The following is an 18,335-nucleotide window of genomic DNA, read 5'->3' as shown; positions in this document are numbered from 1 at the left end:
AGCCACTCAGCGCCTTGCAGCAGTGGACCACCAGGTTTCGAAGCGCGGTCCGGTGATGGACTGGACCTCGGGGCGGTCGATCGCGGTCCAGCGCGCCACCCATTTTTCAGGAAGATGGAACAGGGGCACCACATAGGCACCCGAAATCAGCGCCCGGTCGAAGGCGCGCACGGCGGCGATGAAGTCCTCCGCCTCGCGCGCGGCCAGCATGGCGTCGATCATCGCATCGACCGCCGGGCTCTTCACCCCGGCATAGTTGAACGACCCTTCCTGTCCGGCGGCCTCGCTGCCCCAGCGATAGCGCTGTTCGTTGCCGGGCGACAGGGAAACCAGCCAGGTGTTCAGCACCACGTCATAGTCGAAGGTCTGGCGGCGACGCTGATATTGGGCGCTGTCGACGGAGCGGATCCGCGCATCGACGCCGACGAGTTTCAGCGCCCGCTGATAGGCGATGGCGAGCCGCTCCTGGTCCTGCGATGCCACGAGGATCTCGAAGGACAGCGGCGCGCCGCCGGGGCCGCGCAGGACGCCTCCGTCGATGCGATAACCGGCTTCGCCGAGCAGTTCGACGGCGGCACGCAGCACCTTGCGGTCGCGCCCCGATCCATCCGCCTCGGTCGGTTGCCAGGTGCCGGCCAGCACGTCCGGAGCGATCTCGTCGGCGAAGGGGGCGAGCAGCGCGCGTTCCGTCTCGCTTGCCGGGCGGCCGAGCGAGGACAGGACGGAATTGTCGAAATAGCCGCCGGTGCGGGCATAGAGCCCGTGATAGAGGGTGCGGTTGACCCATTCGAAGTCGAACAGCATCGCCAGCGCCTGGCGCACCCGCACGTCGGAGACGACCGGGCGGCGGGTGTTGAAGACGAAGCCAAACATGCCGGCCGGGGTGCCGAGGCGGAAGCCTTCCTTGACCACCTTGCCACCGGTGACCGCCGGAAAATCGAGCGAGGTTGTCCAGCGGGCCGGGTCGGCGACGGGAAGCACCTGAACCAGACCTTTCTTGAAGGCCTCGAACAGGGTGTTCTCGTCGCGGTAGTATTCGATGCTCAGTCGATCGAAATTGTAGAGGCCGCGGCGGATCGGCAGGTCCTTCGCCCAGTAGTCGGGATCGCGGCGATAGACGATGCGGGTGCCCGGATCGACGCTGTCGATCACATAGGGCCCGGAGCCGATCGGCGGGACGAGCGTGCTGCGGTCGAAGGTCTCGGGATCGATCGTGTGCTTGGCAAGGATCGGCGACATGCCGACGAGCAGCGGCAGTTCCCGGTCGGCCCCATCGTCGAAGGTGAAGCGAAGGCTGCGGTCGCCGGTCTTTTCCATCGAGGCGATGCGGGCATAGCGGGCGCGAAAATGCGGGCGCCCCTTGTCGCGCAGGATCTCGAAGGAGAAGATCACATCCTCGACCGTGACAGGCGTGCCGTCGGAGAACCGCGCCTTGTCGTTCAGGCGAAACTCGATCCACTCTCGCGTTTCCGGCATGCGCACGGATTCGGCGAGCAGGCCGTAGAGGGTGAAGGGCTCGTCGAGATTGCGCTCCAAGAGGCTCTCGATCACCAGCGCTCCGAAATCCGTGTCGCGGATGCCGCGCGCGGTGGTTGTTCCCCCCTGGACGATGAACTGATTGAGGCTGTCGAACGAGCCCTGGACGCCATGGGTGACGGTGCCGCCGCGCGGCGCGTCGGGATCGGCATAGGGCAGATGAAGGAAATCGGCGGGCAGGGCGGGCTCGCCATGCATGGCGATGCCGTGGCTCCATGGCACACCGGTCTCCTCCGCCACGCCGGCAAGCGGCGCAAGCGCAAGCACGGCCGCCGCGAGAACGGCGGACAGCCTGGCCAGGGAGAGAATCGGGGCGGGTTTCATTTCGGTCATGCTGTCGAATCCTAGCGCCCAATCACTTTGTTATGGTTAACACAGTCTCAACGCCAGCCATGCCTCCGGCAGACCGCCCGGTGGAGCCGGGGACTGCGGCATTCGCGCAACAGCGTGGCAATCCCGCACGAATGAGGCGCCGTTGCGACTGCTCGCACCGCCGACAAACTGGATATTCCCTGCGCCAGACTGTAAAGATGCGCCCGTGATCGCACGGGCCAATGTCTTGCCGCATTCTTTGCGCACAGGTTTGGCAAGCGAGGACAGAGGTTTTCCCGTTGGTGGCGACGACGCGTTTCCATGTGCCCGCCGCAACGAAACAATGGACTTAGGGACGCATTGCATGGCTGAGAGACTGAAGAACCACTTGGCGGGTCTGGCCGTCGGCGTTGCGGCGAGCATCGCTTTCGCAGGCGGCGCCGTTGCGCAGACTGTCGAGCCTTCGGCGGATTCGCCCTGGGTGAAGATCTGCAACACCGACCCGCAGTCCAACAAGGAAATCTGCGTGGTGACGCAGGAACTGCGCACCGACACCGGTCAGTTCCTGGCATCCGTGGCGGTGCGCGAGATCGCCGGCGAGGCCCGCAAGACCCTGCTGATGGCCGTACCGCCGGGCATGCTGATCCAGCCGGGCCTGCGCGTGCAGGTCGACAACGGCAAGCAGACCGAAGCCAAGTACGGCATCTGCTTCCCGAATGCCTGTTACTCGGAACTGGTGATCGAGGATGCCTTCATCAGCTCTCTGAAGGCCGGCGGGAACCTGATTCTGACGACGCTGAACCAGCAGGCCAAGCAGGTTCCGTTCCAGTTGACGCTGACCGGCTTCACCAAGGTTTATGATGGCGCGGCGATTAATCCGGAGGAACTGCAGCAGAAGCAGCAGCAGTTGCAGTCCGAGCTGCAGAAGCGCGCCGAGGAAGCCCGTCAGAAGCTGATCGAGAAGCAGAAGGAAGTGACCGGCTCGAACTGAGCCGCGTTCACCTGCCGGCAGAACAAAAGAAACGCCGCGGCTTCGGGCCGCGGCGTTTTTCGTTGGGCAGGCAAAGGATGCGGGAGAGGCCGGCAGTCAGTGCAGGTCCACGTCGCGCGGCCGGTACGAGCCATCGTCCTGCTGCTCGAAGATCTCGTCGACCTGGGGATGGCGAACGGGCTCGCCCGTGTCGTCCGGCACCAGGTTCTGTTCGGAGACATAGGCGACGTATTCCGTCTCCGCGTTCTCGGCGAGCAGGTGATAGAAGGGCTGGTCACGCTCCGGGCGCACGTCCTCCGGGATCGCTTCCCACCACTCCTCGGTGTTGGAGAAAGTCGGGTCGACATCGAAGATGATCCCGCGGAAGGGATACACCCGGTGCTTGACGACCTGACCGATCATGAATTTCGCAGTGCGCATCTGTTCGGTTTCAGCCAATTTGAACGTAGGTCGGGATCTTCTCCCTTTGGTCAACACTAGCGCATACGCCCTCAACAGGCGGTTTACAAGTCGCGACCGGCTCCGCCGATCTACAGGCCGTAGAGGGCCGCCATGTCCGGATCCTTGGCCGCGACGATGCGGGCAAGGTCGACGATAACCTTCGCCTGTTTCCAGGTCGCATCGTCCTGCATCTTGCCGTCGATCATCACCGCGCCGGTGCCGTCGGGCATCGCCTCCAGGATGCGCAGCGCGAAGGCGACCTCGGCCGGCTCCGGGCTGAACACCCGCTTGGCGATGTCGATCTGGCTCGGATGCAGCGACCAGGCGCCGACGCAGCCCATCAGGAAGGCGTTGCGGAACTGCGCCTCGCAGGCGGCGGGATCGGAGAAGTCGCCGAAGGGACCGTAGAACGCCTTGATGCCGGCCGCCATGCAGGCATCGACCATCTTGGCGACCGTGTAGTGCCACAAATCCTGCTGGAAGACCGCGCGGGGGGCCGCATCCCCTCCGGCATCGGCCAGCACCGTGTAGTCGGGATGGCCGCCGCCGACGCGGGTGGTCTTCATGCCGCGCGAGGCGGCAAGATCGGCGGGACCAAGGCTCATCCCGTGCATGCGCGGGCTGGCGGTGGCGATCGCCTCGACATTCTTGACGCCCTCGGCGGTCTCCAGGATGGCATGGACGAGGATCGGCTTCGACACGCCGGCCCGAGCCTCGAGCTGGGCAAGAAGCTGGTCGATATAGTGGATGTCCCAAGGCCCCTCGACCTTGGGCAGCATGACGACGTCGAGCTTGTCGCCGACCTCGGTGACGATCTCGACGAGATCGTCCAGCACCCAGGGGCTGTTGAGGCAGTTGATGCGGGTCCACAGGCCGGTGGTGCCGAAATCGTTGTCCTGCGCCATACGGATGAAACCGCGACGCGCGTCGGTCTTTGCATCGGCGGGGATCGCGTCCTCCAGATTGCCGAGCACCACATCGACCGACCGAATGAGATCCGGCACCTTCGCGCGCATCTTTTCGACATGCGGCGGCACGAAATGGATCATGCGCTCCAGCCGCACCGGCTGCTCGCGCAGCGGCGCCGGCGCCCCGATGGCCAGCGGCTGATAGAAGGCACGCGGTGTCTTCATGATGGTCTCCTCCCGAACGGCCCGCGTCAGCGCGGTTCCTTACCCGTCATGTTGCATTGCATATAATGGCTTTCGCGTTGCGGCATGCAAGCGGGACCTTCGGGCAAGGCGGAAGGCTTCACAGCCACTTGCGGATGATCCACATCCATTGGGCCGGATATTCGCGGATCCACTGCTCGAACAATGCGTGATAGCGGCGGGTGGCGGCCAGCGCGTCGGCCTTGCGGTCGCCGCTCTGCGGCATTTCGACGATGCGGGCCTCGATGCGGAAGCGATTTCCCGGCAGGCGCACGGTTCGGCTGGCGACGAGGGGCACCCCGGCCGCGCGGGCGATGGAGGCCGGATAGACCGTGGCCCAGGCATCGCGGCCGAAAAAGGGAATCACCGCGCCGCGGGGATCGCGCAGGTCGGCGAGCATGGCGGTGCGGCCGCCCGAGCGGGCAAGGGTCAGCAGCCGCCGCGCCGTCTCGTGGCTCTTGGGATAGAGACCGCCTGGATAGATGCGGGCGCGCAGGTCGTAGACCAGACGGTCGACGAGGGGATTCTTGATCGACTGGTAGACCCCGGCCGGCTGCCATCCGGCGGCGAGGCCGCCCATGGCGGTCATTTCCCAGTTACCGGTATGCAGCGAGACGACCACGGCGCCGCCATCACCCACCGCCTTGCGAACGTCCTCCACGTCATATTCGAAGCGATCCGGCTCGGCGACGATGCGGTCGAGTTGCAGGGTTTCGGCGGCGATGCGGCCGAGATTCTCCCACATGTCGAGCACAAGGCGACGGCGCTCGGCCGGCGCAAGGTCCGGCATCGCCTTTTCGAGATTGCCGAGCGCGCGGCGGTGGCGGCTGTTGAAGCGCGCGAACAGACGCCAGCCCTTGCCCATGGCGGCAGACGCCGCATCCGGCGGCAGCAGCCGCAGCAGCCAGAGGGCAAAGCTCAGCAGCCGCCATTCCAGGCGATAGCGCCAACCGCGTCGCGTCGCCGGCAGGGTGCCGGTTTCGCCGGGGGAGTCCGTCTCCATCATCGCCTGTCGTCGTCTCTACTCACTTATGCGGAGGTCGTTGCCGTTGACCGGTCTCGGCGAACCCGCTAGGCCTGCGGTGATTAACCAAGCGGTCGAGGCTTGGCAACACGCTCCCTGTTGAAGCTCCCTGTTGCGCGGGCGCCCCTCCCGTCCGCCGGAGGCCCTGATGGAAAATGTGATCACGCTGGCCCTTCCGTTTTTCGGACTGATCTTTCTCGGGATCGGTGCCGGCAAGCTGAAGGATATTCCCGCCTCGGGGCTGGCGTGGATGCAGTTTTTCATCATCTATATCGCATTGCCGGCGCTGTTCTTCCGCCTGCTCGCCAAGACGCCGATCGAGGAACTGACGAATGTCGGCTATGTGGCGGCGACAACCTTCGCCACCTACAGCGCCTTTGCCATCGCCTTCTGCATCGGCGTGCTGGCCTCGCGCGGCAGCATTCCCGAAGCGACGATCCAGGCGCTCGCCGGCTCCTATTCCAATGTCGGCTACATGGGGCCGGGGTTGACGCTGGCGGTGCTCGGACCGGCGGCGGCCGTGCCGACGGCGCTCGTGTTCTGCTTCGACAATATCCTGCTGTTCACGCTGACACCGCTGATGATGGCTCTCGGCGGCACCGACAACGAACCGCCGCTGAAGACCATGGTGACGGTGCTGAAGCGCATTTTCACTCATCCCTTCATCCTCGCCACCATTGCCGGCGTGATGGCGGCGGCGGTCGAGTTCCAGCCGCCGCAGGCGATCGACACGCTCTTGACCTTTCTCAGCAACGCGGCCGCCCCTTGCGCGCTTTTCGCCATGGGCGTGACGGTGGCGCAGCAGCCGATGGGGCGGGTGCCGCTGGAACTGCCGGTGATCCTCGCCGTCAAGCTGATCGTGCATCCGTTGATCGTGCTGGTGCTGCTGAACTGGATGGGCGGCGTCGAACCGGCTTGGGTGGCAACGGCGGTGCTGATGGCCTGCCTGCCTCCGGCGGCCAATGTCTTCGTGATCGCCCAGCAATATCATGTCTATGTCCAGCGCGCCTCCAGTGCGATCCTGATCGGCACCATCGCCTCGACGGTCACCGTGTCGGTCTTCATCTATCTGATCACCGAAGGATTGTTGCCGCTTCAGTAGAGGCTGCCCCGCAAGAGCAGCCGTCCGGGAGGAGACAGGACATGACGCAACAGCCGCTTGCCGGCATCACGGTGCTCGATTTCAGCACGCTGCTGCCGGGCCCGCTTGCCAGCTTGATGCTGGCCGAGGCCGGCGCCGCGGTGATCAAGATCGAGCGCCCGGGCGGCGAGGACATGCGCTTCTTTCCGCCAAAGGCAGGACCGGCAAGCGCGCTCTACGCCATGCTCAACCGCGGCAAGACCTGTGTCGAACTCGACCTGAAGGACCCGGCCGCGCGCGAGCGCGTGCTCGAACTCGTCGACGGCGCCGACGTGGTGCTGGAGCAGTTCCGACCCGGCGTGATGGCGCGGCTCGGCCTCGGGCCGCAGGACCTTGCCGCCCGCAACCCGCGCCTGATCTACTGTTCGATCACCGGGTTCGGACAGGGTGGCCCGCGCGCGCCGGACGCCGGGCACGACATCACCTACATGGCGCTGACCGGACTGCTGGCGCTCTCCTGTGGCACCGGAGAGGCGCCTGTTCTGCCCCCCGCGCAGATCGCCGACATTGGGGGCGGCAGCTTTCCGGCGGTGATGAACATTCTGCTGGCCTTGATCGCGCGCGAGCGCAGCGGCAGAGGCGCTGTGCTCGACATTGCCATGTGCGACGCGATGTTCACCTTCGCGCTGTTCGCCCAGGCCAAGCTCACGGCGACCGGCAGGGGGCCGGGCAACGGCGCCGATCTCCTCACCGGTGCCTCGCCGCGCTATCGCATCTATGCGGCCGGCGATGGCGGGCTGATCGCCGTCGGGGCGCTGGAGGAAAAATTCTGGACCGCGCTGTGCGATGTGGTCGGCTTGCCGGAGGCAGCGCGCGACGACCGCCGCGATCCGGACGGGACGGGCAGGGCGCTTGCCGCAGCCTTCGCCGCGCAGGACACCGCCTATTGGGCGCCCCGGCTTGCCGCCGCCGATTGCTGCGCCGCGCCGCTCGCCACCCTCGCGGAGGCCTTTGCCGATCCACATTTCCGCGAGCGCGGCCTGTTCGACTTCGACGTGACGACGGGCGACGTGACGCTGCCGGCGACGGTGGTGCCGATTGCACCGGTCTTTCGCGGCGCCCGCAGCGCCAGGGCGCCGGTATAGCCCCCGTAGAGCGTCAGCCGAGCGGCAGGCCGCGCATCAGGCGCGGGCGGGCCATTAGCGGGGCGATGCCCTCGCGCATCAAGAGCCGGCGCAGCGGCGGCACGCGGCCGGCGAGGTAGAGCCCGATCCCGCGCAGCAGTTGCACGGGCAGAAGCTCGCTCAGCAGCGAGCGGTTGAGCAGGTCGACGGCCGTGGTGCGCGAGATGATGTCGGGCCGGCGCGCGCGCTCATAGGCGGCGAGCACCGACGGCGCGCCGATGTCCTCGCCGCGGCGGCGGGCAGCGACCAGGATCTCGCCGAGCGCGGCAACGTCGCGCAGGCCGAGATTGAGTCCCTGCGCCCCGATCGGCGGAAACACATGGGCGGCCTCGCCGACCAGCGCGCAGCGGTTGGCGGCGACAGTTCTGGCCGTGAGCCCGCCGAGCGGATAGAGCTGCCGCTTGCCCAGAACCCGCATGCGGCCGAGGATCGAGGCGGCGCGCCGCTCGATCTCCAGCGCCAGCGTATCGTCGTCGAGCGCATGCAGGCGCTCGGCCTCGCCCGGTTCCTGAACCCAGACCAGCGAGGACTGGCGCCCCTTGAGCGGCACCAGCGTGAAGGGGCCGGTCGGCGTGTGGAACTCGCTGGAATGGCCGTGATGCGGCACGTCGTGCTCGAGATTGAGCACCAGGGCGCATTGCGGATAGCGCCACTCGCTGACAGCGATCCCCGCCGCCTCCCGCACGGCCGAGCGGCGCCCGTCCGCACCGATGGCAAGCCGGGCGGAGAGGGTGGTGCCGTCCGAAAGCGACAGGGTGACGCCGCTTTCGCCCGGTTCCAGCGCGTCGAGGCGGGCGTCGATCCGCTCCAGCAGCGGCTCGCTCGCGCAGGCTTCGGCCAGTTCGCGGTTCAGATCGGTGTTGCGGATGTTGTAGCCGAAGGCCGGAAGATCGAGTTCTGAGGCGTCGAAGACCACTTCGGGCGCACGAATCAGCCGGCCGGTCGCGTCGATGATGCGCATGTGCTCCAGCGGCGCGGTGTGCGGGGCGATCCGCTCCCACAGCTTCAGCGAGCGCAGCATCTCGACGGAGGACTCCAGCAGCGCCGTGGTACGATCGTCGGCGGCGGCAACGGCCGGAGCGACAAGCGCGGTGCGGAAGCCATGGCGGGCGAGCAGCAGAGCCATGCCCATCCCCGAGGGGCCGGCGCCGACGACGGCGATATCGGCCTGGCGCGGAGTGTTGCCGCTTGCGGTTTTGCGCTTTGTCATTGCCGGAACCCGATCTTTCCTCGAACCTTCAAGGGGAAGATGACGCGGCGGCGGCGTAATGCAAGCCCGGTGGCGACGCATTTGGTCGCATCCGGCGCAGCGCGGATGCCGATCCGCGTCCAAGGACACTATCATGCCGTGCGGATATCCGGGGACGAGCCGGAACGGTAAGCAGGAGCGGGACGTGCCGGCAGGACTGGAGATTTCGGCGAAAGGCACGGGCGGCGGAGAGCCGAGGGGCGGCGGCCTGTGGGGGCTCGCCGCGCGGCATCCGCGCGCCACGGTATTTGCCTGCATCGGCGTGGCGGCACTGGCTGGCTGGGCCTATCTGGCGGCAATGGTGGCCGCGATGGTGCCGGTGATGGATATGGACGAACTCGGCCCCGGCATGGTGCTGTTCAACACGTTCAATATCTTCGCCGGCCTGCCGACAGAGGCCCGCGTGTTGCTGGCAGCGATCTGCCTGCCGGAAGGCGCCTCGACCTTCGGCATGCCGGCCTCGGAACTGTGGTCGGCCCACGACATGCTGCTGGTCTTCGTCATGTGGGCGGCGATGGCGCTGGCGATGATGTTGCCGACGGCAGCTCCGGTGATCGCGAGTTTCGCCGAACGGGCACGGCAGCCGGGCGAGGGCGGTTACGGCCTGCCGGCCGGGTGGGCGACGTTGCTGCTGGCGCTCGGTTATCTCTCGGTGTGGATGGCCTATGCGGTGGTGGCGACGGGCGCCCAGGCGGCGCTGACCGCGTTCGGTGCGCTGACGCCGATGATGGCGCCGGTGACCACCGTTCTGGCGGGCACGACGCTGGTTGCCGCCGGGATCTACCAGTTCACCCCGGCCAAGGCAGCCTGCCTGTGGCGTTGCCGCAATCCGCGGCTGTTCTTTGCCAGCCACCGGCCGAGGTCGCTTGCCGAGACCTTCCGCCTCGGCGTGATGCAGGGCCTGTTCTGTCTCGGCTGCTGCTGGGCGCTGATGACGGTGATGTTCGCCGTCGGCATCATGAACGTCTTGTGGATCGCCCTGCTCGGCCTCCTGATGGGGCTGGAAAAGACCTTCCTCTCGGACCGGCTGCCGCGCCTCGTCGGTGTCTTCCTGCTGCTGTGGGGTGGCTTCCTGCTGATGCTCGCCACCCTCGGCCACACGACCCTGGCCCGTTGAACTGCCCCGAGCCGGGTTTTTGCGACAAAAACATGTCAGTCTTGTTGCAGTTCGCCCCTCTTGCGGGCATAGGAAGGTCAGGGGGAACCATTCTCTCGTCCCTTCCGGCGGGGGAGGTGGACCAGGTTACGAGGTTGAGCCTGTGGCAAAGGGAAAGATGGCGGATCTCGACGCTGGCGTTACGGACAGGCTGAAGAGCGCGCATCCGCTGTTCCTGATCCATGTGCTGACCGCACTCGGCGCCCCCATCGCGCTGCTGGCGCTTCTCGCCGGCTCGCACGGCGACTGGACGATGCTCTTCGTCTGGCTCGGCATTGCGCTCGTCATCGACGGCATCGACGGACCGCTCGCCCGCCGCTTCGACATCGCCCGGCGCATGCCGCAATGGTCCGGCGCCTCGCTCGACTTCGTCATCGACTATGCCACCTATGTTTTCCTGCCGGCCTTCGCACTGGCGGCCAGCGGCATGCTGTCGACCCCGTGGAACTGGATCTGCGGTGGTCTCGTCGTCTTCACCGGCGCGCTCTATTTCGCCGACAACGGCATGAAGCAGCCGGACGGCTCGTTCAAAGGCTTCCCGGCCGGCTGGAACATGGTGGTGTTCGGACTGATGGTGCTGTCCTCGTCGGAGGTCTTCACCGTTCTGTTCGTGGTGGCGCTGTGCGCGCTGACCTTCGCCCCGATCCGCTTCGTGCATCCGGTGCGGGTGACGCGCTGGCGCCCGCTGACGCTGGCCGTGACACTGCTGTGGTTCGTGGCGGCGGGCTTCGCCATTGCCGACGGCATGTCGGCCGACGGGCCGGTCAAGTGGCTGCTCGCCGTCTCCAGCATCTATCTTCTCTCCGTCTCCGCTGTTCAGCAACTGCTGGACAACCTGCGCTGAGCCGATCGCCGCACCCGCTGGCGGCGTTTCTCCAGATCGCACAACGCCTGCCTTGCAAAAGGGGTTGCCCGCTCTGCCCGGCGCCCCCATCATCCGGCTCACGATCGAGACCCATCCCGACGGGAGCAAGACATGGTGAAAGCAATCAGGGTGCATGAGACCGGCGGACCGGACGTCATGCGCTGGGAAGACATCGAACTGGGCAGCCCGGGCAAGGGCGAAGCGCGGATCCGGCACACGGCCATTGGCCTCAACTTCATCGACATCTATTTCCGCTCCGGCCTTTATCCGGCGCCGGCCGGTCTGCCCTTTACCCCGGGCAACGAGGGCGCGGGCACCGTCGTCGCGGTCGGCGAGGGCGTGACCCATGTGGCGCCGGGCGACCGGGTCGCCTATGTCGGTCCGCTCGGCTCCTATGCCGAGGAGCGCCTGATCCCGGCCGACCGTCTGGTCAAGATCCCGGACGGGGTCGACGACAAGACCGCAGCCGGCATGATGCTCAAGGGCATGACCGCCCGCTATCTGCTGCGCAAGACCTACAAAGTGACCTCCGACACCACGCTGCTGTTCCACGCGGCGGCGGGCGGCGTCGGCCTGATTGCCGGCCAGTGGGCGGCAAAGCTCGGGGCAACGGTGATCGGTACGGTCGGCTCCGACGAGAAGGCCGAGCTTGCCAAGGCCAACGGCTACACCCACGTCATCAACTACCGGAGCGAGAATTTCGTCGAGCGGGTGCGCGAGATCACCGGCGGCAAGCTGTGCGACGTGGTGTACGACTCGGTCGGCAAGGACACCTATCCCGGCTCGCTCGACTGCCTGCGCCCGCTTGGCCTGTGGGTGTCGTTCGGTCAGGCGTCCGGACCGATCACCGATTTCAACCTGGGCCTGCTCGGGCCGAAGGGCTCGCTCTATGCCACACGGCCGACGCTCTTCACCTACATCGCCTCGCGCGCCGACCTGGAGGAGACCGCCAACGATCTCTTCGACGTGGTGCGCTCGGGCGACGTCAAGATCCAGGTGAACCAGGAGTACCGGCTTGCCGACGCCGCGAAGGCGCATGAGGACCTGCAGGGGCGCAAGACCACCGGCACCACCGTCCTCGTGCCCTGACAACGCCTGTGGATCGGTCCCGCACTCTCTACGGCCCGGCGCTCCGCTATTTCGCGGCCGTCGCCCGGTCGGGATCGATCCGCTCGGCGGCACGTGAGCTGAACGTCGCCTCAAGCGCCGTCAACCGGCAGATCCTGTGGCTGGAGCAGTCGCTCGGCCACACGCTGTTCGACCGGTTGGCGCGCGGGGTGCAACTGACGCCCGCGGGAGAGATCCTGCGGGCGCATGTCCTGCGAACCTTCGCCGACCTGGAGGCGACGCTGGGCGATCTCGACGCGCTGACCGGCATGCAGCGCGGCACCGTGCGCATCGCCAGCGTCGAGAGCGTCACCGAAAGCCTGTTGCCCGACGTGGTCGCCGCCTTTCGCCGCAGCTATCCCGGCATTCACCTGCACCTGGTCCTGACCGGCTCGGAACAGGTGGTGGAGGCGATCATCGCCGGCGAGGCGGATGTCGGCTTCGCCTTCGAGCCGCCGGACGATCCGCGCCTTGCGGTCGCCTTCCACCGGGATCTCGAAATCGGCGCTCTGGTGCGGCCCGGCCATCCGCTGACGCGGCTCGAGCGCGTGTCGCTGGCCGACTGCTTGGTCCATTCCTTCTGCTTTCCCTCGTCCGACCTGTCGTTGCGCAAGCGGCTCGATATGGCGCTCGCCGACGGAGGCTTTCCGCCCGGCGCCTTTGTCGAGGCGAATTCGCTGAAGCTGATGAAGGAACTGACCCGCAGCGACGACACCGTCGCCTTCCTGACCACGCTCGGCCTGGAACGGGATCTGGTCGAGGGCTCGCTGGTGTTCCTGCCGCTGGCCGAACAGCCCCTGAAGCGGGACCGCTTCACCATCCTGACCTCGGCGCATCGCAGCCTCGGGCATGCGGCACGGGCGTTTTTCGATCATTCGGTGGACGCATTGCGCGCTCGTCTTGCGATGATCGATGCCAATTCGGCATCATAGGGGTCGAAAATATCTTCTGGTCGCATCTGCTCGGCTGCTGCACTCTTTGGAGGCATGCACAATGCGTGACCATATCCGGCAGGGGGGCGATCGCACGCATGGAAGGGGGAGCATGGGACGACTGACGACACATGTGCTGGACACGGCGCTCGGAAAGCCGGCGGCGGGCCTGTCGCTGTCGCTGTGGCGTGAGCGGAACGGCACCTTCGAGCGCATCCGCACCGCCGTGACCAATTCCGACGGACGGGTCGATGCACCGCTGCTGGAGGGCGATGCCTTCCGCGCCGGTGTCTACGAGTTGCGGTTCGAGGCGGGCGCCTATCTCGCGGCCTCTGGCGCGAACCTGCCCGATCCGCCATTTCTTGATATCATCCCGCTGCGTTTCGGGATCGCCGACGAGGCCGGCCACTATCATGTGCCGCTGCTGCTCTCGCCCTTCGGCTATTCCACCTATCGCGGGAGTTGAGCGATGCGCGAAGTCGTCCGTTTCCTGCAAGGAGGCCGTGTCGTCGAACTGGCGGATGTCCGCCCGACCGAGACGGTGCTCGACTATCTGCGCCTGCGCCGCGGTCTTGTCGGCACCAAGGAAGGCTGCGGTGAGGGCGACTGCGGCGCCTGCACGGTTGCGGTCGGACGGCTCGTCGAGGGGCGCCTCGTCTATCAGCCGGTCAATTCCTGCATCCAGTTTCTCGGCATGCTGGACGGCGCCGAACTGGTGACGGTGGAGGATCTCGCCGCGGACGGGCGGCTGCATCCGGTGCAGCAGGCGCTGGTCGACCATCACGGCTCGCAATGCGGTTTCTGCACGCCGGGCTTCGTGATGAGCCTCTTCACGCTCTACCACGCGCCGGAAACACCCGCGACGCGCAAGACCGTCACCGATTGGCTCGCCGGCAACCTGTGCCGCTGCACCGGCTACCGGCCGATCGTCGACGCGGCGATGGCGGCCTGTTTCAGCGAGATCGACGATGCCTTCTCGCGGCGCGCGGCCGAAACCGTCGCGGCGCTCGAGGCCATGGAGCGGGACACCCGCGATGTGGTCATCGCGCAGGAGGGGGGCGGCTTCTTCGCCGTGCCCGCAACGCTGGATGCGCTTGCCGAACTGACGGAACGCCATCCGGACGCCACTCTGGTGGCGGGGGCGACCGATGTCGGCCTATGGGTCACCAAGCAGCTCCGTGAGCTGCCGCAGGTCATCTGGCTCGGCCGGGTGCGCGACCTCGACCGTATCGAGGAGACGCCGGGCGGCGTGCTGATGGGGGCGGGCACGACGTTCGCCGCCGCTCATCCCTACATGGCACGGATCGACCCCGACCTTGGCGAGTTGTGGCGGCGGATCGGCTCGCGGCAGGTGCGCGCCTCCGGCACGGTCTGCGGCAACATCGCCAACGGCTCACCTATCGGCGACAGTCCGCCGGCGCTCATCGCACTCGGCGCGACCATCGAGCTGCGGCGGGGCGAGGCTTCGCGCACGCTGCCGCTGGAATCCTTCTTCATCGGCTACGGCAAGCAGGACCGCGCCCCGGGCGAGATCGTCACGGGGCTCTATGTGCCGCGTCTCGACCCGAACCACGCCTTCCGCTGCTTCAAGATCTCCAAGCGCTTCGACCAGGACATCACATCGGTGCTCTGCGCCCTGCGGGTCACGCTCGCCGACGGCACGGTGACCGAGGCGCGGCTCGCCTATGGCGGCATGGCGGCAACCCCGAAACGGGCGGAAAATGCCGAACTCGCCCTGCTCGGCGCCCGGCCCGACAGGCCGGCGAGCTGGGCGGCGGCGCTGAAGGCGCTGGCCGACGATTTCGCTCCGATTTCCGACATGCGCGCCAGCGAGGCCTATCGCAAGGAGGTGGCACGCGCCTTGCTCGCCAAGGCTTTGGTGGAAATCGGCGGAACGCCGGACGAGCGCACGCGGGTCACCGGATTGCGAGCCGGGGAGGTCATCCATGCGGCATGACGAGGACAGCGGAACACAGGTCGGCGCGGCGCTCGCCAGCGTCGGCCGGCCGCTGCCGCATGACAGCGCCATCCGCCATGTCAGCGGCAGCGCCGTCTATGTGGACGATATCCGCGAGCCGGCCGGCACGCTGCATGTGGTGCCCGGTTGGGCACGTGATGCCACAAGAGGCAGGATCGTCTCGCTGGATCTCGATCCCGTCCGCGCCCATCCCGGCGTCGTGGCGGTGATCGGCCCGGCGGAGATTCCCGGCAAGAACGACGTCTCTCCCGCCCTCGGCGACGAACCGATGTTCGCAGACGAGGAGATCCTGTTCTGGGGCCAGCCGCTCTTTGCCGTGGTGGCGACCACCCGCGAGGCGGCACGCCATGCCGCCCGCAAGGCGCGAATCTCGGTGGAGGAGCTGCCGCCGCTGCTGACCGTCGAGGACGCGCTGGCGGCGGGCGAGACGGTGCTGCCCGACTACCAGTTCCGCAAGGGCTCGCCGGAAACGGGGCTCGCCACCGCCAGCGATCTGTTGGAAGGCTCGCTGCGCATCGGCGGACAGGAGCATTTCTATCTCGAGGGCCAGGTCTCGCTGGCCGTGCCCGGCGAGGACGGCGACATGTTCGTCCACACCTCGTCGCAGCATCCGAGCGAGACGCAGCACATCATCGCCCGGGTGCTCGGCGTGCCGGACGCGGCGGTGACGGTGGAAGTGCGCCGCATGGGCGGCGGCTTCGGCGGCAAGGAGTCCCAGGCAAACCACTGGGCGGCGATCGCGGCGATTGCCGCGCGTGCGACCGGCCGGCCCTGCAAGCTGCGGCTCGACCGCGACGACGACATGATCATGACCGGCAAGCGACACGACTTCCGCGTCGACTGGAAGCTCGGCCACGATGCGCAAGGGCTGTTGCGGGTGGTCGACATGCGGCTCTTCGCCCGCTGCGGCTATTCGGCGGACCTGTCGCTCGGCGTCGTCGATCGGTCGATGTTCCACGCCGATTCCAGCTACTACTATCCCGACGCGATGATCCATTCGCGCCGGCTGAAGACCCATACCTGTTCCAACACCGCCTTTCGCGGCTTTGGCGGCCCGCAGGGCATGCTGGCGGCCGAGCGGATGATGGATGCGCTGGCGATCCGGCTCGGCGTCGATCCGCTGGACCTGCGCAAGCGCAACTTCTACCGCGATGGGCGCGACGTCACGCCTTACGGCATGAAGGTGGAAGAGCACGCGACGCTGCATGCCATCGTCGATGAGCTGGAGCAGAGCTCCGACTATCGCCGGCGGCGGGAGGAGATCGCCGCCTTCAACGCGACCAGCCCGATCCTCAAGAAGGGCCTGGCGCTGACGCCGGTGAAGTTCGGCATCTCCTTCACGCTCAAGCATCTGAACCAGGCCGGCGCCCTGGTGCATCTCTACACCGACGGTTCGATCCACCTGAACCACGGCGGCACCGAAATGGGGCAGGGCCTGTTCCAGAAGGTGGCGCAGATCGTCGCCGAGGAATTCGGCGTCTCGCTCGACACGGTGAAGATCACCGCGACCCATACCGGCAAGGTGCCGAACACCGGTCCGACGGCGGCCTCCTCCGGCACCGATCTCAACGGCATGGCCGCCAAGATCGCCGCCGAGACCATCCGCGGCCGCCTCGTCGCCTTTGCTGCCGAGCGCTACCAGATCGAGCCGGCGGAGATCGTCTTCGCAGACAATCGCGTGCAGCTCGGCGAGCGGAGCATGACGCTCGGCGAACTGGCGCGCGAGGCGCATCTGGCGCGGATCCAACTGTCCGCCGCCGGCTTCTACGCCACGCCCAACATCACCTGGGACCGGCCGAGCGCCTCCGGGCGGCCGTTCTTCTATTTCGCCTATGGCGCGGCCTGTTCCGAGGTCACCGTCGACACGATGACCGGCGAAATGCGGGTCGACCGGGTCGACATCCTCCACGACGTCGGCCACTCGCTCAATCCGGCCATCGACATCGGCCAGATCGAGGGCGGCTTCGTGCAAGGCATGGGCTGGCTGACCACCGAGGAACTGGTCTGGGACGACCGGGGACGCCTGCGCACCCACGCGCCCTCGACCTACAAGATCCCGACCGCCTCCGACGTGCCGGAGGACTTCCGGGTGGAGCTTTACGCTTCGGCCGGCAATCCCTCGCCGACGGTCTACCGCTCCAAGGCGGTGGGCGAGCCGCCGGTGATGCTGGCGATCTCCGTCTTCAGCGCCATCCATGACGCGCTGGCCAGCCTCAATCCCGGCGCGATACCGGACTTGGACGCCCCGGCGACTCCGGAAGCGATCCTGCGGGCGGTGCAATCCATGAAGCGGGGCAGGGCCGGCTGATGCGCAACCCCTGGAGCGCCGTTCGCGATCTGCTGCAACGCCATGGCGGCTGCGCCATGGTCAGCGTGCTGGCGCTGCAGGGCTCGGCCCCGCGCGAGATCGGCGCGCGCATGGTGGTGGCGCCGGACGGGTCCTTCCACGGCACCATCGGCGGCGGCACGCTGGAATACGAGGCCATCGCCATCGCAGCCGCGCAGGCCGGCGACGAGAGTTCGACCGACCTGTTGAAGCTGCGCACCTTCACGCTGGGGCCCGACCTCGGCCAGTGCTGCGGCGGCCGGGTGACGCTGGCGGTGGAGAGCTTTTCGCTCGCCCGGCTCGACGAGGCCCGATGCCTCGCCGAACTCGCCGAACGCGGCGGCTTCGCGACACGGGCTGCCATCGGCGCGCAAGGGGAGGTAGCCCCGCGCGAGATCGTCGCCGGCGAAGACACGGTCGACGCGCCGCTGGCGCTGTCGGCAGGGCTGCTGGAGGAGCGGTTCACCGCCGGAGAGACCCGGCTGATGCTGTTCGGTGCCGGCCATGTCGGACGGGCGGTCGTGCTGGCGCTGGCCAGCCTGCCGTTCCGCATCACCTGGGTCGACAGCCGTGCCAACGCCTTCCCCGCGCACGCACCGCGCAGCGTCGAGGCGCGCCATGTCGCCGATCCGCCATCGATCTTTCGCGAGGTCGCGCAAGCGGACGCGGTGCCGGCCGAAGTCCTGATCATGACCCATGACCACGCGCTTGATCTTGCGATCGCCGACGCGGCGCTGCGGGCGCCCGGCATCGGCGGCGTCGGCATGATCGGCAGCGCCACCAAGGCGGCGCGCATGGTCTCGCGGTTGCGGGCGGCCGGCCATAGCGCGGAGGCGCTCGGTCGCTTCCGCTGCCCCATCGGCATTCCGGGGATCGTCTCGAAGGAGCCGGCTGCCATCGCCGTCTCTGTCGCGGCCGAACTGATGCTGCGCCGGGAGCAGGCGGGAGCTTTCCACAACAAACACGGCGGTAGGCTTGCAGGGGGAATGAGGCTCGTATGAT

The 18,335-nt window shown here is 67.4% G+C and carries 16 protein-coding genes; 11 read left to right on the top strand and 5 right to left on the bottom strand.

The window, feature by feature from the left end; translation table 11 throughout:
• Positions 1–6: 6 nt before the first annotated feature.
• Positions 7–1,869, bottom strand: coding sequence for an extracellular solute-binding protein (locus tag TSB10P1A_RS18860; RefSeq protein WP_244293183.1), 1,863 nt, complete (start codon positions 1,867–1,869; stop codon positions 7–9).
• A 205-nt stretch (positions 1,870–2,074) separates the two neighbouring features.
• On the opposite strand from TSB10P1A_RS18860, the gene TSB10P1A_RS18855 reads away from it, so the two are divergent.
• On the top strand, positions 2,075–2,839 hold the full coding sequence (locus TSB10P1A_RS18855) for an invasion associated locus B family protein (protein WP_244293182.1): 765 nt from the start codon (positions 2,075–2,077) through the stop codon (positions 2,837–2,839).
• 96 nt (positions 2,840–2,935) lie between these two features.
• Here TSB10P1A_RS18855 and hspQ read toward each other — a convergent pair whose 3' ends face one another.
• The 3 genes from hspQ to TSB10P1A_RS18840 form a co-directional block, all read right to left on the bottom strand.
• Complete coding sequence (gene hspQ, locus TSB10P1A_RS18850) at positions 2,936–3,259, bottom strand: heat shock protein HspQ (protein WP_186389498.1); 324 nt, start codon at positions 3,257–3,259, stop codon at positions 2,936–2,938.
• 110 nt (positions 3,260–3,369) lie between these two features.
• The gene (locus TSB10P1A_RS18845) at positions 3,370–4,413 is read right to left on the bottom strand and encodes a CoA ester lyase (RefSeq protein ID WP_186389497.1); all 1,044 of its coding nucleotides are present in this window, start codon (positions 4,411–4,413) and stop codon (positions 3,370–3,372) included.
• A gap of 118 nt (positions 4,414–4,531) precedes the next feature.
• Positions 4,532–5,437, bottom strand: coding sequence for a lysophospholipid acyltransferase family protein (locus tag TSB10P1A_RS18840; RefSeq protein ID WP_186389496.1), 906 nt, complete (start codon positions 5,435–5,437; stop codon positions 4,532–4,534).
• Positions 5,438–5,603: 166 nt separating this feature from the next.
• On the opposite strand from TSB10P1A_RS18840, the gene TSB10P1A_RS18835 reads away from it, so the two are divergent.
• Positions 5,604–6,557 carry an AEC family transporter gene (locus TSB10P1A_RS18835; protein ID WP_186389495.1) on the top strand — a complete coding sequence of 318 codons (954 nt, stop codon included), beginning with the start codon at positions 5,604–5,606 and terminating at the stop codon, positions 6,555–6,557.
• 41 nt (positions 6,558–6,598) lie between these two features.
• Complete coding sequence (locus tag TSB10P1A_RS18830; RefSeq protein ID WP_186389494.1) at positions 6,599–7,681, top strand: CaiB/BaiF CoA-transferase family protein; 1,083 nt, start codon at positions 6,599–6,601, stop codon at positions 7,679–7,681.
• Between the two features lie 13 nt (positions 7,682–7,694).
• Here the strand turns inward: TSB10P1A_RS18830 and TSB10P1A_RS18825 are convergent, their stop codons facing one another.
• The gene (locus tag TSB10P1A_RS18825; RefSeq protein WP_186389493.1) at positions 7,695–8,930 is read right to left on the bottom strand and encodes a UbiH/UbiF family hydroxylase; all 1,236 of its coding nucleotides are present in this window, start codon (positions 8,928–8,930) and stop codon (positions 7,695–7,697) included.
• A 184-nt stretch (positions 8,931–9,114) separates the two neighbouring features.
• Here TSB10P1A_RS18825 and TSB10P1A_RS18820 point away from each other — a divergent pair, with 184 nt between their 5' ends.
• The 8 genes from TSB10P1A_RS18820 (at position 9,115) to xdhC (ending at position 18,334) form a co-directional block, all read left to right on the top strand.
• Positions 9,115–10,086, top strand: coding sequence for a DUF2182 domain-containing protein (locus tag TSB10P1A_RS18820; protein ID WP_208987152.1), 972 nt, complete (start codon positions 9,115–9,117; stop codon positions 10,084–10,086).
• A gap of 157 nt (positions 10,087–10,243) precedes the next feature.
• On the top strand, positions 10,244–10,969 hold the full coding sequence (locus tag TSB10P1A_RS18815; RefSeq protein ID WP_186389491.1) for a phosphatidylcholine/phosphatidylserine synthase: 726 nt from the start codon (positions 10,244–10,246) through the stop codon (positions 10,967–10,969).
• Positions 10,970–11,101: 132 nt separating this feature from the next.
• Positions 11,102–12,079 (top strand): quinone oxidoreductase, encoded by a 978-nt coding sequence (locus TSB10P1A_RS18810; RefSeq protein WP_186389490.1) that lies wholly within the window; start codon positions 11,102–11,104, stop codon positions 12,077–12,079.
• Between the two features lie 8 nt (positions 12,080–12,087).
• The gene (locus tag TSB10P1A_RS18805) at positions 12,088–13,029 is read left to right on the top strand and encodes a LysR family transcriptional regulator (protein WP_186389489.1); all 942 of its coding nucleotides are present in this window, start codon (positions 12,088–12,090) and stop codon (positions 13,027–13,029) included.
• 112 nt (positions 13,030–13,141) lie between these two features.
• Positions 13,142–13,495: a hydroxyisourate hydrolase gene (gene uraH / locus TSB10P1A_RS18800; RefSeq protein ID WP_186389488.1), complete on the top strand. Its 354-nt coding sequence runs from the start codon at positions 13,142–13,144 to the stop codon at positions 13,493–13,495.
• Positions 13,496–13,498: 3 nt separating this feature from the next.
• The gene (xdhA, locus tag TSB10P1A_RS18795) at positions 13,499–14,986 is read left to right on the top strand and encodes a xanthine dehydrogenase small subunit (RefSeq protein ID WP_186389487.1); all 1,488 of its coding nucleotides are present in this window, start codon (positions 13,499–13,501) and stop codon (positions 14,984–14,986) included.
• Complete coding sequence (gene xdhB / locus TSB10P1A_RS18790; RefSeq protein ID WP_186389486.1) at positions 14,976–17,315, top strand: xanthine dehydrogenase molybdopterin binding subunit; 2,340 nt, start codon at positions 14,976–14,978, stop codon at positions 17,313–17,315. The genes xdhA and xdhB overlap by 11 nt, the downstream gene beginning before the upstream one ends.
• Positions 17,315–18,334, top strand: coding sequence for a xanthine dehydrogenase accessory protein XdhC (gene xdhC, locus TSB10P1A_RS18785; RefSeq protein ID WP_186389485.1), 1,020 nt, complete (start codon positions 17,315–17,317; stop codon positions 18,332–18,334). The genes xdhB and xdhC overlap by 1 nt, the downstream gene beginning before the upstream one ends.
• The last annotated feature ends 1 nt before the right edge of the window (position 18,335 follow it).

This window comes from Stappia sp. TSB10P1A, from assembly GCF_900185725.1.
Lineage (GTDB): Bacteria > Pseudomonadota > Alphaproteobacteria > Rhizobiales > Stappiaceae > Stappia.
Note: the sequence above shows the minus strand (reverse complement) of the source record. Positions and strands in the feature narration are given on the sequence as shown.

Bases quoted from the DNA above. Each gene is read 5' to 3' on its own strand.
- TSB10P1A_RS18860 (WP_244293183.1), bottom strand. From the start codon at position 1,869: ATGACCGAAATGAAACCCGCCCCGATTCTCTCCCTGGCCAGGCTGTCC.
- hspQ (WP_186389498.1), bottom strand. From the start codon at position 3,259: ATGCGCACTGCGAAATTCATGATCGGTCAGGTCGTCAAGCACCGGGTG.
- TSB10P1A_RS18845 (WP_186389497.1), bottom strand. From the start codon at position 4,413: ATGAAGACACCGCGTGCCTTCTATCAGCCGCTGGCCATCGGGGCGCCG.
- TSB10P1A_RS18840 (WP_186389496.1), bottom strand. From the start codon at position 5,437: ATGATGGAGACGGACTCCCCCGGCGAAACCGGCACCCTGCCGGCGACG.
- TSB10P1A_RS18835 (WP_186389495.1), top strand. From the start codon at position 5,604: ATGGAAAATGTGATCACGCTGGCCCTTCCGTTTTTCGGACTGATCTTT.
- TSB10P1A_RS18830 (WP_186389494.1), top strand. From the start codon at position 6,599: ATGACGCAACAGCCGCTTGCCGGCATCACGGTGCTCGATTTCAGCACG.
- TSB10P1A_RS18825 (WP_186389493.1), bottom strand. From the start codon at position 8,930: ATGACAAAGCGCAAAACCGCAAGCGGCAACACTCCGCGCCAGGCCGAT.
- TSB10P1A_RS18815 (WP_186389491.1), top strand. From the start codon at position 10,244: ATGGCGGATCTCGACGCTGGCGTTACGGACAGGCTGAAGAGCGCGCAT.
- TSB10P1A_RS18810 (WP_186389490.1), top strand. From the start codon at position 11,102: ATGGTGAAAGCAATCAGGGTGCATGAGACCGGCGGACCGGACGTCATG.
- uraH (WP_186389488.1), top strand. From the start codon at position 13,142: ATGGGACGACTGACGACACATGTGCTGGACACGGCGCTCGGAAAGCCG.
- xdhA (WP_186389487.1), top strand. From the start codon at position 13,499: ATGCGCGAAGTCGTCCGTTTCCTGCAAGGAGGCCGTGTCGTCGAACTG.
- xdhB (WP_186389486.1), top strand. From the start codon at position 14,976: ATGCGGCATGACGAGGACAGCGGAACACAGGTCGGCGCGGCGCTCGCC.
- xdhC (WP_186389485.1), top strand. From the start codon at position 17,315: ATGCGCAACCCCTGGAGCGCCGTTCGCGATCTGCTGCAACGCCATGGC.